The 1,939-nt window shown below is 69.8% G+C and carries 3 protein-coding genes; all 3 read left to right on the forward strand.

From position 1 onward, the window contains the following. The coding region (locus VGF12_RS18505) for an ABC transporter permease (RefSeq protein WP_331177519.1) at nucleotides 1-831 on the forward strand (831 nt) is incomplete at its 5' end. Next, entirely contained in the window at nucleotides 828-1,643 is an 816-nt protein-coding gene (locus VGF12_RS18510) for a transporter substrate-binding domain-containing protein (RefSeq protein WP_331177520.1), read from the forward strand. The genes VGF12_RS18505 and VGF12_RS18510, both read left to right, overlap by 4 nt. Before the next feature lie 99 nt (nucleotides 1,644-1,742). After that, nucleotides 1,743-1,939: hypothetical protein (locus tag VGF12_RS18515; protein ID WP_331177521.1), on the forward strand; the 197-nt coding region annotated here is incomplete at its 3' end.

Genomic DNA, 1,939 nt, shown 5'->3' on the forward strand with positions numbered 1-1,939 from the left:
CGCTACGACGCCGTGCTGCTCATGCGCGCAGCGGTGGATGAGCGCCCGCTGCTGGGCTTGACTGGCCGGCTGCCGGAGGCTGAGATGACCCGCCTGAATGCTGCCGCTGAGCTTGACGGCCGCCCCTTTGCCGACGTGGCCCGGGAATTCCTGCAATCGGAGGCGGGCGGCACGGCAAGCCGAGGCTTGATGGCGCGGCTGCTGGCGCCCGATCTCGGCAGGCTGCTGTTCCAGCACCTGGCCCTGGTGCTGGCTTCCCTGGGGCTGGCGGTTGCCGTGGCCGTCCCGCTGGGCATCGCGGCCCATCGCCTGCCGCGCCTGGCCGCGCCGGTCATGGCCATGGCGGGCCTGCTGCAGACGCTGCCATCCCTGGCGCTGCTGGCCTTCCTGATCGCCCTCGTCGGCCGCATCGGCTTCGCGCCGGCCCTGCTGGCCTTGTTCGTCTACGCGCTGCTGCCCATCGTGCGCAACACGCACGCCGGCCTGCAGACCGTGCCCACCGGCTTGACCGAGGCAGCGCTGGCGCTGGGCCTGACGCGCGGCCAGACGTTGCGCGCCGTCGAGCTGCCGCTGGCCCTGCCGACGCTGATGGCCGGCGTGAAGACGGCGGCCGTCACCAATGTCGGCACCGCCACCGTGGCCGCCTTCGTCGGTGCCGGTGGCCTGGGCGAACGCATCGTGGCGGGCCTGGCCGTCAATGACACGACGCTGATGCTGGCCGGCGCCCTGCCCGCCGCGGCCCTGGCCATCGTCGTGCAGCTGCTCTTCGACTTCCTGGAGCGGCGCGTCACGCACAATGGACGGGTCGAATCCAGGGACGGAAGGACATGAACGGCAAGGTGACATCGGGCTTGTGGGCGGCCTGCATGCTGGCGGCAACGGCGACCGCCGAGGCAGGCTGTTCCCGCACCATCGAAGTACCGATGGCACCCGTCGGGCTTAGCGTCAGCTTCGACGGCGATCGCAGCGGCGGCATTTATCCGACGCTGCTGCGCGAGATCGGCGTCGCTGCGGGCTGCGAGTTCCAGATCCAGCGCGTGCCGCGTGCCCGGCTGCAGAGGATGTTCGAGTCCGGCCAAGCCGACCTGCTGCTGCCCGCCTCGGCGTCGCCGTCGCGCGAGGGCGACGGCGAGTTCGTGCCGCTGGTCCAGGTACGGGCCAGCCTTGTCACGCTGACGCATGAGGGTCCAGTGCCCCGCTCCCTGGCCGAGCTGATCGCCCAACCGGGCCTCAAGCTGGCCGTCGTGCGCGGTTTCAATTTCGGGCCGGCCTACGAGGGCGCCGTGGCCGCGCTGCGCCGGCAAAAGCGCCTTGTCGAGGAATCCAACGTCGCTGGCGTCGCCCGCGCCCTGCGCCAGGGTCTGGCCCAGGGCACCGTCATGACCGCTTCCATCTTCATCGGCACGCTGCTCGGGGAGACTGAGTTGGCGCCACTGGTCAAACAGATGCGGGTGGAGCCGCTGGACGAACTCGGCTGGTCGGAGAGCGGTGTCTACCTGTCGCGCCACACGCTGAACGAAGCCGACCGCCGCCACCTCCGCCAGCTTTTCACGCAGATGGCCAGATCCGGGCGGGTCTGGCAACTGCTCAATGACGGCCATCCGCCTGGTAGCCTCGGCAGCAGCATCCGGCCGCTGCCGTAGGCCCGTGGCGCAGGGCCTTCGTCATCCGGATTGGGGATTCGCCGCCTGCGGCCAGCGCCTAAGGTGGACGGTCGATATTGACCGTCACGGAGCCTTGCCATGTGCATTGCCAAGAGCGTCGGGCTGGCCGCCCGCAATGACGTCGCGGATGTCCGCATTGTTCAAGTCCTGCTGAACTTGAACACCGAGGCCTGGAGCGGCCCGGCGCTCAAGCAGCTGAACGTGGACGGACAGATCGGTCCCAACACCATTGACGCAATCCGCGCCTTCGAAACGCGGGCCATGGGCCTGCCGGA

Source organism: Roseateles sp. (assembly GCF_036404855.1).
Taxonomy (GTDB): Bacteria; Pseudomonadota; Gammaproteobacteria; order Burkholderiales; family Burkholderiaceae_C; genus Pelomonas.